Raw genomic sequence first — 14159 nt, 5'->3', positions numbered from 1 at the left:
TCAGTCTGTTTAATTAAGTGTGAACTGTTACACGAAAATTTTGTAAACAGATTAATATACCCTGTTTTTGCTATTCATCTAAAAATGGAACCATAGAGTACGTTGAGGAGCGTAAGCAAATTTTAATGCAAAAATTACTATCAAAAAATAGATTATGCAAGAGGTCTAATTATTCTGCCGCAATTTTGCTCTATCACACTTGCCACATTTAATATTCCAGCTTCATCATAATAATTTCCAATCACTTGCAAGGCAAGTGGTAAACCCTCATTGGAGAGCCCAACAGGAACAGAAATAGCAGGCAATCCTGCCAGACTTGCCGGCACAGTAAACACATCATTGATGCACATAATTAGCGGATCTGGCTTTTCATTTAAGCCAAAAGCTTCTGTTGGAGCAGATGGCACAAGTATGTAATCTATTTTTTCAAACGCTTTTATAAAATCATTTCTGATTAATGCCCTGATACACTGTGCTTTTTCGTAATATTCATTGTAATGACCTGAGGAAAGCGCATAAGCGCCAATTAAAATTCTTCTTTTCACCTCTTTACCGAAACCTTCTGCTCTTGTTAGTGAATACATTTCTTCAAGGGTATCAACATCAACCCTTAATCCATAACGCACACCATCGTAACGAGCAAGATTGGATGAAGTTTCAGCAGAACAGATTAAATAATAGACTGGTATTGCATATTTAGTATGTGGCAGAGTAATGTCAACAACTTCAGCGCCATTTTCTTTTAAATAGGAAGCAACTCTTTCCCAATTATGAACTATTTCCTCTGAAATTCCATCCATCCTATATTCTTTTGGTATACCAATACACTTACCCTTGACATCACCATTTATAAAGCTAGAAAATTTAGGCACTGGCTTTTCGCTCGATATTGAATCTTTTGTATCATAGCCACAAATTGCTTCCAGCATTAATGCTGAATCAGAGACAGAACGAGTAATGACTCCTGCTTGATCCAGAGAACTCGCAAATGCAATCATACCAAAACGCGAGCATCTTCCATAAGTTGGCTTTATTCCAACCACTCCACAATAAGCTGCTGGTTGGCGTACAGATCCACCGGTGTCGCTTCCTAACGCTCCAGCGCATAAAAATCCAGCAACCGATGCTGCAGATCCACCAGATGATCCACCAGGAACAACTTTTTCCCCATCACTTTTTCTAATCCACACATTTTCAACAGGGCCAAAATAGCTATTTGTGTTCGCAGAACCCATAGCAAATTCATCCATATTAAGCTTACCGAGCATGGCTGCTCCACTTTTTAAAAGCAAGTCAGACACCGTAGATTCGTAAGTCGGAACGAAATTTTCCAGCATTTTTGAGCATGCTGTTGTTTTTATTCCTTTTGTACAGAATAGATCTTTGATGCCAACTGGTACACCCATGAGCGGCGAGATTAAATCATCCTTTTGCCTAGAGAAATGTTCATCTGCAGCTTTAGCAGCTTTCATTGCTATCTCTGGGGTTTTTGTTATAAATGCATTTAATTTCTCATTTTCAACCGCACTGATGTGCGCCTCTACGAGTTCAACGGCAGAAAAACTCTTTTTTTTGAGCCCGTCATGCATTTGTGTAATACTTAACTTTCTTAGTTCATTCATCAATATTTAATTTTTAGCAAGACGTTAATTATAACATGGCACGATAAAAAATCCATACATTTATAGTTACAGCTAGAAATGTAGCTAAGGTAACTTAAGACCTGCTGCGAATCAAGCGATAAAAAAAAGGAAAGGAGGGTGAATAAAATCAAGGTTAACTAAAAGGCGTGCTTAAGATTTACAATACCAGCAATAATATTGAACCTCAAGTTATATTTTTTCTGAAAATTGCGATAAACATTCGACATAATCTTAAATATCTTTATCTCTCGGATCTTATTTTCTACTCTCATTCTAAATGATGCTAACCTTCTATTATGCTCTTTCTGCTCTGGAGTTAATGGCTTTTTACGATACTTTTTATATGGAATTATAACATTGCTTTGCAATTTTTGCCAACCTTGATATCCAGAATCAGCATGTTTTATGCTATCAAGTGGTAAATATTTTTCTTGTTTCCTTATGCGAAAATCACTAATTCTACCACGGTATGACTTTGACACTGATAAAATTCTTCCTCCTTCTTCGATAATAATCTCAGTTTTCATAGTGTTGGTTCTTTTTTTTCCTGAATATGATTTCTTCCGTTTTTTACTATCTTCTGGCCTCTGTATTTGCTGTTCTGTAACATCAGCCAAAATCTTCAGTATTTTTTCTGGCGTCATACTTCTATCTTTTGTTATAGTCACTTTTTTGGCGAGTAATGGCTCTATTCTCTTAAGTAACCTACATACATTTGCGTTGTGCACATTGAATAGGCATCCTAAAAATCTATGTGTTATGTAAGTGCGATAGTACAAAATTACGCAAAACAACTTATCTTCCAGAGTTGGTAGTTTTGATCTTCTACCATGACACTTTTTCTGTTTTTCAAGTTTTTTCCATCCAGACCTCACTTTTTCTACTACTTTTTCGAACTCCTCTATACTTAAACCTGTTATATTACGAAAGTTTCTTGGGTGTTTTTTCATATTATAGTAACTAAAGCTCATTTTTTTTCCTTACTTGATCTGCTTATTCTTCTTCTACCCCTCTCACATCATTTTTTCAATCACCTTTTGCAGCAGGTCTTTAGATTCACCGACAATCGTCATCCCGCTACTTGTTAGCGGCTAAGAGATACCGCAGCGGTATGACGTAGAAGCTATACTTTTATACTCACCAACTCAGTATCCAATCCGGATTGTATCTTAAAAAGGTCAAAAGACTATAATAAGCAAAGGAGTGATACTGTGTCTGAGTGAAAATCGTTGAGATCCCAGTGTCTGCTGCTTGCATAGCATTTATTTACAAAAAAATAGTCATGCAAGAGACTTTGCTTGGATATTTGATATAATTTAGGTCTATTAAAGCAAAAAATACTAACATGAATGAAGTGATAACATTTGGTTGTCGTCTAAATTTTTACGAGAGCGAGTTAATCAAAGAAGCATTAAAAAAAGCAAAGAGAGAAAATGTTGTTGTGGTGCATAGCTGTGCAGTGACAAACGAAGCAGAACGTCAGGTAAAGCAAAAGATACGTAAGATTTACAAAAATGATCCAAATAAAGAAATTATCGTAGTTGGTTGTGCTGTTCAGTTGGATCCAGAAGTTTACAGTAGCATTCCTGGTGTAAGTAAAGTGCTTGGTAATCAAGATAAGCTAAAAGCTGAAAATTACTTACTAAATGACGATAAAATCTTGGTCAGTGATAACCAAGTAGAACCTGTTCTAATTAATGGATTTGAAGATAAGTCAAGGGCATTTATTGAAATTCAAAATGGTTGTAATCATAGCTGCACATTTTGTTCAATTACTGAGGCAAGAGGGAATAATCGATCTGTGCCAATAAACAGTATTATAGAGCAAATCAGGATCTTTGTAGAAAATGGATATCAAGAAGTAGTGTTTACAGGGGTTGATATTACTGACTTTGGTACAGATTTGTTGGGTAAGCCATCACTTGGTTCAATGATTAGGAGAGTTTTAAAGGATATACCAGAGTTGAAGAGGCTAAGACTTTCCTCTATCGATGTTGCTGAAGTTGACGACGAATTAATGGATTTAATAGCTAATGAGTCAAGACTTATGCCTCATTTACATTTGAGTCTACAATCTGGTAATAATTTAATACTAAAGAGAATGAAGCGTCGTCACAACAGAGAACAAGTGATAGAATTTTGTCATAAAATGAAGAGCTTGAGGCCTAATATAGCATTTGGCGCTGATATTATTGCTGGATTTCCAACAGAAACTGATGAAATGTTTCAGGATACAGTTGATTTACTGAAAAAAACAAATATAGTTTACCTACATGCTTTTCCATATTCAGAGCGGAAAAATACACCTGCTGCACGAATGCCACAAGTACCAGAGAATGTGCGTAAAGAACGAGTAAAAAATTTAAGAGAAGTAAATAAAGAAATTGTGAGCAGTTTTTGTCAATCCTTGATCAACACTAAGCAAAGTGTTCTGGTTGAGCAAAATAATGTCGGTAGAGCAGAAAATTTTGCATTAATAAAGCTTGAATCAAGAGCGCAAGCTAAAAGTATTGTGAAAGTTAATGTTACAGGCGTAGAGAATAATTATTTAATTGGAAATACTCTTTCTTAATTTTTGTACATTAAAGAAATATATGATATGATGGTTATACTATAAATGATAATTATGGGTTCATTTGTGATAACTAAAAGATCTATTACTTTATTTTTGATTTTAATTTCATGTGTCTATTTTTTTATTACTTATATCGGTAATTATGTACACGTTGAACAAGTTATTGGAACACAACTCTTAAAACTAGAAACGGACAATAATGAAGATGTAATGCATTCTAAAGAGGTTACTGAAAAAGAAGTACTAACAGAGGATTTAAAATATCAAGAACCTGAAAATAGTCCTATTGAACAACCTTCTATTCTCCAAGTAGCTGATCAGAAAAATATGTGGTCACGTATCGCAGATCAAGCTGAGCCTACAAAAGAAAAATCAAAAAAACTTGATTTTTATGTTAGCGCTAACGGTGGTAAGGTATACCATGATAATTCAGAAACATTTGTAAAGGGTATAAAGGCAATAGGGGAGAGAGTCCTAACTTTAGTTGAAAGTCATTATGGTTTTATAATAAAAAATATAGTGGCAGATGAAATTAAAAGTATACAGCAATTTGATGGTAAAATTGATTTCCAGTGGTTTAGCAGCGTGTCTTTAGGTTACTATGCTGGAGAAAATGGTAAAATTGATTTTGAAGCCGCGTATTCTATAGCCAATATTGAAGATAGTAATTCTCCTCCGGTATTTGATAAATCAGCAAGTATATTTGCGTTTTTGTTAAACTTCTATTATAATCCCAGCGTTCAGGATACACAATTTGCTCCGTACATCGGTCTTGGTATAGGGCCAACAGTTTTTAGATTAAAAAGGATTAATGGGTCACCCCAAAATTCAATGCCACTGAATGTTCCTTGGTTTGCTTATCAAATAAAACTTGGTGTTGATTATTCAATAATCCCAGAAATCAAAACCTTTCTCGGCTATCGTTACTTTAGCGTTCCGATACCTGTTGCAGATGACATATCTACTCACAATATTGAAGTTGGTTTGATATTTAATTTTTAGTGATAATTTAATATATATATAAATTCTTATCTTTTCTATCTAACAAACCAAATGTTGGTACGATTGTTGCTTTTAAAAAAATGACAGTTTCTACTGTTCTAATATTATTCGCTAGCCTTTTTGATTTCTGATGCAATAAGCTTTGCTTATCTTCTCTATGTTCTATAAGCCCGCCGATTACCATAATTTCACCGCTCTTAATTTTTAACATAGAGTTCATTTCTCTGATTTCAACAATTGGAATGTCGCTATTTAATTTCATTTTACTCTGCTGTGCGACGTACTCTATATCTGGATCTTTAGTGTAGCCGTTAATTCTTGATAAAGTTGGATGTATATCCATGAATATTTCACTAGTATCAATGTTAATGCTTGGGTGGATTATTAGCACAACACCTATTGGGACGCTATTCATCTTGGTAATTAAGGTCTGATTAGAGTTTCTAGTATCTTTTTGTATATCGGAGGTAAAATAAATATGGTTTTTAGTAAATGAAATCATCGCTTGCTGATTATTTATAGCATGTACTCTGGGGCTTGAAATTACAGTTGAAGTGCCAAATTTGTCTAAATTTTTTACTAAATCTCCTAGATCATTCGCACCAAAGTTCATTGCTAGGTTAATAATGGAGTTATCTTGATTTATTATAGACTTAGTTCCATCTTGTAAGTCATTTAAGTTCATACCAGAAAGGTATTTGTCATCTAGCACAACTTCAACTATTTTTGCCTCTATCATTACTTGAGAAGACGCTAACTTCTTAACCTTATTAATATATTCTTCAACAGCTTTGTGAACATCTTTTCTAGCATTCAAAATAATAACACCAGCTTCTCTGTTGGATGAAAGGAATTCGCCATCATCCACCCCGTTAACATCCATTATTGCATTCAAGCCTTTTTCTAATGAGTTCCATAAGTCACTACTGTATTGAGACTTCATAACATTGTTATAGTCCCTATCAACGTTACTTCCATCACTGTTAGTAATATTGTTACTAATGACGAAACTGCTTTGAGCAGAATGTTGAATATTGATGAAGTCTACGTAATAATTTTGCGCGTATGGCAAGTCCTGCTCAATTCTAATTACACCATTACTTATTGAGTAACGCAGTTTGGCGCTATTTGCTATACTCTGAATTACTTCGTTTATATCCTTATCTTTTAGCTTTAAAATAATATTACCTGATATTTTTGGGTCCATATCCAAGTTAACGTCAGAAAGTTTTCCTATCTCAATCAGCAAATCTTTTACTGATACTTCTTCACTAACATTAATAGAAATAAGCTGATTACTGATTGTGAGATCGGGAAACTCTATTGGTAAAGGCATAATTTCTGGTATTGCCGGTTCATTAATCTCCAAAGAGGTGTTATATTGTTGCAACGGATAATCGTGCTTATAATTGTCTATGTTAATAGGATATTGCTTGGTAGGTAGATGTGTGCAAGAAATAATGAAGAGGAGTATTAAGCATTTAAAAATAGCCATTAGAACAGCATACAAAATCTATACTAATAGATTTCTATAAAAATATTAAAAATGTATTTAATCTCATTTTCATCGAGCAGATAATTGTCGTGTATTAGCTTTGGCTATGTATTTTTTGTATACTCTTCTTGTACTTAAATGTAGACCAGCATAGCCCTAATTTTTTTATATATTTTACTTCTTTCTCTGTATTTAATAATAGGCTTGAAAATAAATGGTAAGCCTATAATTGTTAAGCTTAGAGCTAGGGTTGAAAGTATACAACAGGCTTTGTGTTTACTATGTAGCTCTTTCAGGTAAAGCATCAAAAATCTACAAAATTTTTTGTAATTTTCTTCGATGTTTTTTTTGCTATGAGCCTTGCTAATGAACATATCTATTGCGGTATGACCGTTATTGCACTTAATGTTAAGGTCTGCACCTTTTTCTGTTAACAACTGAGCTATATCAAAATAATCCTTTTGAACAGCAAGATGTAGAGGTGCAAAACCTTGTTGCTCACAAATGTTCATATTGGCTCTAACTTCCAATAACATTTTCACAATTTGTGTATGGCCTTTTTTAACTGCGAGTAGCAAGGGAGTTCTGTTACATTTAGTAACAGCATTAACGTTTACCTTAAGCTTCAATAAGAGCTTAACTGTTTTAGTGTTACCATTATGGCTAGCTTTATGCAGCCTAGCGTTACCATTAAAATCTTGATCGTTTGCTTCTATTCCCTTTGAAACAAGAAATGTTACCATTTTTCTATTATTATGCTCAATAGCGCAATCTAACGCATCAAAACCATGGTTGTTTTTTGTGCAAAAAAACTCTTTAAGTTTAATTTTATCGTTACTTGCTTGCTGTTTTTTTGCAATAAGTTTTACTATTTGCATTTTGTTGTTATACGCTGCTAGGAAAAGCGTAGTGTTATTTTCTGCATCTTTGGCTTCTATATTTGCACCTTTCTTTATCAGATATTCTATAATTTCTGCTCTGCTGTCATAATGTGCGGTGCATTGATAAATGGTTAAAAACAAAGGAGTACGAAAATTGTTATCTTCACATTCGAGATTTGCTCCGCTATCAATTAAAATTTGGACGCTTTTTTTAGAACCGTATAGTGAAGCTATATGAAGAGGAGTATAGCCCTCTTTGGCATCTTTTTCATTAATTTTTGCGCCTTTTGTTATCAAAAAATCTATTAATTCCGTGTCATCTTGTAGTGCAGCAAGGTGCAGTGGAGTGAATCCATTTTTATCCTTGGAATTAATTGTCAGTTGGTTAACAAAAAGTTTAGCAACTTTCTTGTGTCCATGCATAATGGCGTAATGCAGAGGGTTTCTATTTTCGTTGTCTACGACATTGAAATCAGCTTCGTGCTCTAGTAATGACTTTACTCCAACTAAATCGCCTTCTTTTGTGAACTTATGCAAGAGAGTGATTCCACTTGCATCTTTTGAATTAATATCAAATCCATTTTCTACTAATTGGTTTATATCTTCCTCACGCGCCATATCACTTCAATCTCTAATTAAACCCTTTTCGCGTTAATAATACTCCTACTTGATTAAGTTTAAATGAATCTGTGAGAAATGGCTAGTGCATTCTTGCATAACAAACTTTTGGCAGCGCATCGGATGAAACGAAAAAACTTACTTGACACCCTTCGCCAGCCCACTTATCATGATAGTGAAGCTATTGTATTTGCTTTCGCCAATCTGCAGATTAAAAGGTAAGGATTACTTAATGTATCGGCGTCTTATGTTCAATTTTTTGCAGTATATAGATACTGTATGTCTTTACAAAACTTCATCTACATCTAGATTTTTATCTAAATAAGCTGAACGCGCTTATAAAGCGTTACAAGACATCAAAAAATGCCAATACTCGACAGAGATAGTAAAAGACTAGCTAACTCGGGAATTCTTTGTCTTTTTTTCTGCTTAGTAAATTTCTTAAACATTTGCAGCGTAAGTTAGTTGCAATTAAAAGCAGCTGAATTTCGTTTGTCAAGCGTTTAAAACATAAAAAACGCCAATATTTTAAAGCGGATAATAACCCCAGGGCTTCTTTTGCCTTTTTTTTCATTTGGTAAATTTCTTAATGTTTGTGGCTAAACGACAACCGTCATCCCGCTACTTGTTAGCGGGATCTAGGCTCTGTGGACAAAATTTTAGAGAAGCCATACAAGAGCTCCAACAAAATTGAGAAAACCAATAAAAACCTCAGCAGTTTTATCAAATCTGGAAAAAATGCGCCTAAAATTTTTAATTTTACCAAAAAAACACTCAATCAAATGACGTTCTTTGTAGATATGCTCATCGTAATACCTTTGCACTTTTCGATTCCGTTTTGGCGGAATAACTACTGTACATCCCTTGTCTTCAAGACTTGTAACAAAGGCATTGCTATCGTAGCCCTTGTCAGCTACTACAGTAGAGTTATAGATACTTTCGGTCAACACTTGTGCCTGCGTAATTTCATTTCTTTGACCAGGAGTCAGAGTAAATTTAAGTGGATTTCCAAGTGCATCGACAAGCGCATGTATTTTAGTTGTAAAGCCACCTTTGCTCCTCCCTAAAGCTTCTTGATCCTTGGAGTTTTTTGTATATCCAGATGAACATGGATGGGCTCGGATGATCGTACCGTCGATTATAGCAACTTCTAAATCAGGCTCTTGTTTAGTATATTCAAGCAATTTTTTCCAGACATCTCTTTCACACCATCTTTTAAATCGCTTATGTATACTCCTGTAATTACCATAAGTTTTTGATAAAAGTCTCCATTGGCAACCACTTCGCACTATGTACCACACTGCCTCTATGAATATTCTTAAACGTTTTTCATCTTTGCTGTGCATTCCTTTTACGCTTTTTATGAACTCTAAAATTTGTTTCCAATTTTCCTCTTTGATGTAATATTGCATATGGTAGTTTCTCCATTTTTTACCTATTAGGCTAAACTACCATCTTTTTCTCTCTTTTCATATTTTTTGTCCACAGAGCCTAAACAAGAGCCTGATTTAGAAGTTGCTATAATCGACGGTACGATCATCCGAGCCCATCCATGTTCATCTGGATATACAAAAAACTCCAAGGATCAAGAAGCTTTAGGGAGGAGCAAAGGTGGCTTTACAACTAAAATACATGCACTTGTCGATGCACTTGGAAATCCACTTAAATTTACTCTGACTCCTGGTCAAAGAAATGAAATTACGCAGGCACAAGTGTTGACCGAAAGTATCTATAACTCTACTGTAGTAGCTGACAAGGGCTACGATAGCAATGCCTTTGTTACAAGTCTTGAAGACAAGGGATGTACAGTAGTTATTCCGCCAAAACGGAATCGAAAAGTGCAAAGGTATTACGATGAGCATATCTACAAAGAACGTCATTTGATTGAGTGTTTTTTTGGTAAAATTAAAAATTTTAGGCGCATTTTTTCCAGATTTGATAAAACTGCTGAGGTTTTTATTGGTTTTCTCAATTTTGTTGGAGCTCTTGTATGGCTTCTCTAAAATTTTGTCCACAGAGCCTAGATTTTTTTCAATATATTTTAGATAAAACCTTAAATAATTATCTTGAAGTCTGTACTTCCTGAGTCGTGAATCAGTACTCGTTTTTATATTCCAAGTGTGATCCCTTGCAATAAAACCAGCAAGCTCCAGCTCATGTAGATACTCAGAAATGCGTCCATGTCTTGCAATGTTTAAAGCAGTACAAATTTCTTCCTGTTCTTTAGCTCCAGTAGAAAGAGCTCTCACTATTTGCTTGTAAAAAGCTGTTTTTCGCATGAATAGATCTGAAAATATTTGGTCAAATTCCTCAACTAAAAATCCACCTCTTGTAAAACAAAGCTTTTTAATATTTTCTTCAGCACTGTGTTTAAAATTTACCTCTTCTAAATACTTTGGGATTCCACCGGTTACTGCAAGCACCTTAAACTTTTCGTATGCTGAAATATTTTTTGGCCAAAATTCATTGCAATCAGAAAGTGATAATTCTCCGAGTGTTAAAGTCAACGATATTCTTCCCACAAAACCAGTACTACTAAGTATATTTTTTTCAATCCAGGATGAAGCTGATCCACAAACAACAAAAATTAGCTTGTTATTATTTTTTAGCTGTGTATCCCAAAAATTCTTTATTTTGCCTAAAAAAGTTGGATCTTTTGAGCCCATCCAAGAAATTTCATCAAAGAGCAACAATATTTTGCCAGATAGTAAACGTTCACCAACTGCCCATAGTAAGTCACTCCAATCGTCATATCTAGCAAAAGATGTATTAAATTGTCTAGCAACTTGTCTAGAAAATTCATTAAGTTGGTGGGATGTTGTAGTATGCTTTTCTGGTGGCAAACCTATAAATGAGTAATACTGCTCGAAATGCTTACCAAATTCTTGAATTAAGCGACTTTTTCCTATACGACGCCTTCCTTTGACTACTACAAAAGATGCAGTATTTTTTTCTGTAAGCTCCAGCAGTTGTTTTAATTCAGCTTGCCTACCAATAAACGATAGAGACATAAAATACAAAATATAAATCTTTGTCTCCATTATACATGATGAAATTGGAGACGTAAATAAGTAAATTTTGATCTTTGTCTCTATAATGCTATAGCTAAACTGACTTACGACAATTTGAAAAACGACAAACTCGTCATCCCGCTACGTGTTAGCGCCGCGGCGGTATAGCTATAAATTGTTGATATCTTTTTTATATCACATTTTTAACTTACAATAGTTAGCCAGCGTTCCTTACATTAACCAAATCTTTCAAATTCTGCACTCACCACTACCTATAACTCACTTTCACGCAATATTGATCGTTCTTAAAAAGCAATCCAACATTTTTTATTCCTTGATTGCGAAGCTTTGATGCAGCTGATTTAGCAGCCTGAGCACTTTTAAAAAATGCAACATATCCCTTACTTTCTGCACTGTCTTGTTTCGGGTGACGTTTCTGCATTTCTTTTTCATATCGCTTTCTGTAATGAGGAGTATTTTGTATCAATTGTTCTGACATCTTTCTTAGGTATTGAACTTTTACTTTTGCAAGCCCAGATTTATGAAATCCTAAGACTTGAGCTGCTTTTTCTGATAAGTCTATTATTCTGCCTTCAATAAAAGGCCCTCTATCGTTAACCCTTGTAACAAGCTTTCTTCCATTTTCTAAATTAGTGACAAGAACAAAGCAGGGTAGGGGCAAAGTCTTATGCGCTGCAGAGATCAAGTGACGGTTAAACACTTCACCATTTGCTGTAAGCGTGCCATGATCTTCTATTCCATACCACGACGCTGTCCCTATCTCTTCATAGTGTTTACAGTTTTTTGGATAATAAGTTATACCATTTATTGTGTAGCTGCTGCCAATTTTATAATGACCTGCAGTGCAGTTAAACCTGTTGCTAAAACTGCAACTGCTTATCAAAACAAATGTTAGACATAGAAAGGTTAGGTTTTTTATCATTGTATTCGGTAAGAGGGTTCGATACTATGAGGATTTTAAATTATACTATAATAAATTTAGTAATGAGTAAACATCTACTGCTAAATATTAACAAAACTCAAAAAGGAATAATACATATTATTGGTATAGGTGGAATCGGAATGAGCGCTATTGCTGAAATTCTTCACAATTCCAATTACAAAGTTCAAGGCAGTGATGCACAATCAAACAATAATGTGGATAGATTACGAGAGCTGGGTATAGAAGTTTACATTGGTCACAATGCTGATAATATAAGCCAAGCTCAAATAGTCGTACATTCTTCTGCAATAAAATCTGATAATGTGGAGTTAATTGCGGCAAAAAATAACAATAAAACCGTTTTGCATAGATCAGACATGCTTACTGAACTTTTAAGAGATAAATATGTGATAGCGGTTTCAGGTTCGAGCGGTAAGACAACGACAACAGCAATGATTGCCTCCATTTTTGATCATTCTAATATTGATGCAACTGTAATTGTAGGAGGAATACTAAATTCGTATCAGAGTAATTCAAGACTTGGAAGGAGTAACATTTTTTTAATCGAAGCTGATGAGTCTGATGAAACCATGCTAAAAATTCCTGCAAATATTGCTGTCATAACGAGTATTAACGACGATCATATGGATCATTATGGTACATTTGACGATGTTAAGCATGCATTCTCTCAATTTATAAATAAAGCAGATTTTGCAGTTTTGCCTGATTCTGTAGACATTAGTTATGATGCAAATAACTCTATGATGTTTGGATTTGAGGATGCCAATATTAAAGCTGTTAATATTAAACAGCATGCTAACAGCATAGAATTTGATGTGTTTATTGATGATAGTTGTATGGTTCAAAATAACTGGATCCCAGTGTCAAGCACTGGGATGACACCTTTATGTTTTGGAACGATACCGATGCCTTTCCCTATTTCCCCTACTCCTTTGTCATCCCATCACCCTCTGTTATCCCATCACCTTCTGTCATCCCAGTGCGTGACACTGGGATCCAGCCCTTTAAAAAACATAGTACTATCAAACGCAATAGGTATTCACAAAGTAAGCAACGCCTTAGCTGCAATATCAGTTGCGATAAAACTCGGGATTAGCGATGCAGAGATTAAAAAAGGCCTTTTGGAATTCAAAGGAGTAGCAAGAAGATTCTCTTTGATTGCCAATATTAAAGGTGTTAAGTTAATTGAGGATTATGCCCATCATCCAAATGAAATATATGCAACTTTAACGGCTGCACGTTCGATTACTAAAGGAAAAGTAATAGGAATTATCGAACCACTTCGTTTTGCTCGCATTCGTAATTTTTTTGATGAATTCATACGAATTTTCATGATGTTTGATTATGTCATCCTCACTCCTGTTCATCCCCCAGAAGACAAGCCTATTCCTGGTTGTGGGATTGATGATATACAAAAAGCTTTAATCAGTAATGGATTTAATAACACAAAAATTATGAATGATGTTTTGCTCATTTCACATTTTATTAGTGATTCGACAAGTCCAGGTGATATAGTATTATTTATTGGTGCTGGTAGTAATATAGCTAAATTGGCAAAGGAAGCTGCAAAGCTCATAGCAGAAACTATACAAACATCTAGTTAAACGATAGAATAAATGCAAGTACTGGTGTCATGCAAACTGGAATCTAGTCAATTATATATATGGAAAATGAATTTAATTGAGAAAAAGAATCCGGACTGGGAGGATTTATATGATAAAATTGTGTAATAAGGCTGGATCCCAGTGTCGAAGCACACAACTGTACGAACGTTGTGATATGGGGGTAACTTCCACTAAGAATGATGTCATCCCAGTGCCCAGACACTGGGATCCAGAAAACTTAATCGTAAATGAGCACACCAGGTGGCTGTATAGTAAAAGCTGGATTCCAGTGTCAAGCACTGGAATGACAACTAGAATTATCTTCAGATCACACGTTTGTACAGAAAGTTTACAGTAGGGATTTAA

The 14159-nt window shown here is 34.7% G+C and carries 10 protein-coding genes and 2 pseudogenes; 5 read left to right on the top strand and 7 right to left on the bottom strand.

Going from position 1 to position 14159, the window contains the following annotated elements:
• Positions 1 to 152: 152 nt before the first annotated feature.
• Together gatA and OPR60_RS04340 are read right to left on the bottom strand one after the other, a co-directional pair.
• The gene (gene gatA / locus OPR60_RS04345) at positions 153 to 1622 is read right to left on the bottom strand and encodes an Asp-tRNA(Asn)/Glu-tRNA(Gln) amidotransferase subunit GatA (RefSeq protein WP_065095094.1); all 1470 of its coding nucleotides are present in this window, start codon (positions 1620 to 1622) and stop codon (positions 153 to 155) included.
• 158 nt (positions 1623 to 1780) lie between these two features.
• Positions 1781 to 2593 (bottom strand): transposase, encoded by an 813-nt coding sequence (locus tag OPR60_RS04340; protein WP_265040287.1) that lies wholly within the window; start codon positions 2591 to 2593, stop codon positions 1781 to 1783.
• A 395-nt stretch (positions 2594 to 2988) separates the two neighbouring features.
• Here OPR60_RS04340 and mtaB point away from each other — a divergent pair, with 395 nt between their 5' ends.
• Together mtaB and OPR60_RS04330 are read left to right on the top strand one after the other, a co-directional pair.
• Positions 2989 to 4215, top strand: coding sequence for a tRNA (N(6)-L-threonylcarbamoyladenosine(37)-C(2))-methylthiotransferase MtaB (gene mtaB, locus OPR60_RS04335; RefSeq protein ID WP_065095093.1), 1227 nt, complete (start codon positions 2989 to 2991; stop codon positions 4213 to 4215).
• A 45-nt stretch (positions 4216 to 4260) separates the two neighbouring features.
• On the top strand, positions 4261 to 5220 hold the full coding sequence (locus OPR60_RS04330; RefSeq protein WP_245611080.1) for an outer membrane protein: 960 nt from the start codon (positions 4261 to 4263) through the stop codon (positions 5218 to 5220).
• Between the two features lie 7 nt (positions 5221 to 5227).
• Here OPR60_RS04330 and OPR60_RS04325 read toward each other — a convergent pair whose 3' ends face one another.
• The 3 genes from OPR60_RS04325 to OPR60_RS04315 form a co-directional block, all read right to left on the bottom strand.
• Positions 5228 to 6730 (bottom strand): secretion system protein, encoded by a 1503-nt coding sequence (locus OPR60_RS04325; RefSeq protein ID WP_174525411.1) that lies wholly within the window; start codon positions 6728 to 6730, stop codon positions 5228 to 5230.
• Positions 6731 to 6849: 119 nt separating this feature from the next.
• Positions 6850 to 8214, bottom strand: a complete 1365-nt coding sequence (locus OPR60_RS04320; protein ID WP_065095203.1) for an ankyrin repeat domain-containing protein — start codon at positions 8212 to 8214, stop codon at positions 6850 to 6852.
• 659 nt (positions 8215 to 8873) lie between these two features.
• Positions 8874 to 9626 (bottom strand): IS5 family transposase, encoded by a 753-nt coding sequence (locus OPR60_RS04315; RefSeq protein WP_265039650.1) that lies wholly within the window; start codon positions 9624 to 9626, stop codon positions 8874 to 8876.
• A 66-nt stretch (positions 9627 to 9692) separates the two neighbouring features.
• On the opposite strand from OPR60_RS04315, the gene OPR60_RS04310 reads away from it, so the two are divergent.
• Positions 9693 to 10217, top strand: a complete 525-nt coding sequence (locus tag OPR60_RS04310; protein ID WP_265039791.1) for an IS5 family transposase — start codon at positions 9693 to 9695, stop codon at positions 10215 to 10217.
• 435 nt (positions 10218 to 10652) lie between these two features.
• Here OPR60_RS04310 and OPR60_RS04305 read toward each other — a convergent pair.
• Together OPR60_RS04305 and OPR60_RS04300 are read right to left on the bottom strand one after the other, a co-directional pair.
• Positions 10653 to 11225 (bottom strand): annotated as a pseudogene (locus tag OPR60_RS04305) (AAA family ATPase); the annotation flags it as partial.
• A 268-nt stretch (positions 11226 to 11493) separates the two neighbouring features.
• The gene (locus OPR60_RS04300) at positions 11494 to 12168 is read right to left on the bottom strand and encodes a septal ring lytic transglycosylase RlpA family protein (protein ID WP_320109789.1); all 675 of its coding nucleotides are present in this window, start codon (positions 12166 to 12168) and stop codon (positions 11494 to 11496) included.
• Between the two features lie 26 nt (positions 12169 to 12194).
• Here OPR60_RS04300 and OPR60_RS04295 point away from each other — a divergent pair, with 26 nt between their 5' ends.
• Both OPR60_RS04295 and OPR60_RS06825 read left to right on the top strand, forming a co-directional pair.
• Positions 12195 to 13793, top strand: coding sequence for a UDP-N-acetylmuramate--L-alanine ligase (locus OPR60_RS04295; protein WP_265040095.1), 1599 nt, complete (start codon positions 12195 to 12197; stop codon positions 13791 to 13793).
• A 193-nt stretch (positions 13794 to 13986) separates the two neighbouring features.
• Positions 13987 to 14106, top strand: a pseudogene (locus OPR60_RS06825) (WPE palindromic element domain-containing protein); the annotation flags it as partial.
• Positions 14107 to 14159 lie beyond the last annotated feature (53 nt).

The sequence above is a fragment of the Wolbachia endosymbiont (group A) of Trypoxylon clavicerum genome (genome assembly GCF_947251665.1).
Lineage (GTDB): Bacteria > Pseudomonadota > Alphaproteobacteria > Rickettsiales > Anaplasmataceae > Wolbachia > Wolbachia pipientis.
Note: the sequence above shows the minus strand (reverse complement) of the source record. Positions and strands in the feature narration are given on the sequence as shown.